The sequence below is a fragment of the Rugamonas apoptosis genome, from assembly GCF_014042355.1.
Lineage (GTDB): Bacteria > Pseudomonadota > Gammaproteobacteria > Burkholderiales > Burkholderiaceae_D > Rugamonas > Rugamonas apoptosis.
In genome coordinates this window covers 1-210 of record NZ_JACEZU010000093.1, presented here as the reverse complement: position 1 = coordinate 210, position 210 = coordinate 1, and the positions used below count along the sequence as shown (strand labels likewise).

At 69.0% G+C, this 210-nt stretch carries 1 protein-coding gene; it reads right to left on the bottom strand.

Annotated features, from left to right (window positions below):
• The coding region (locus tag H3H39_RS27585) for an Ig-like domain-containing protein (protein WP_182157721.1) at positions 1–210 on the bottom strand (210 nt) is incomplete at both ends.

Sequence of the window (210 nt, the reverse complement as noted above, 5' to 3'; positions counted from 1 at the left end):
GTGGGCCAGGGCAACCACGGGTGCCGCGGTCGCGGTGTCGAGGGTGAAGGTGAAGGCCGCGGCATTGTGGGTGTTGCCGGCCACGTCGGTGGCGCGCACGATGACGCTGTTGTCGCCCTCGACGGCGTTGAAGCTGTTAGTCCAGGTGGTGCCGCCATCGGTGCTGTAGCTGATGGCGGCGCCGGCCTCGGTGCCGCTGATGGCCAGTGT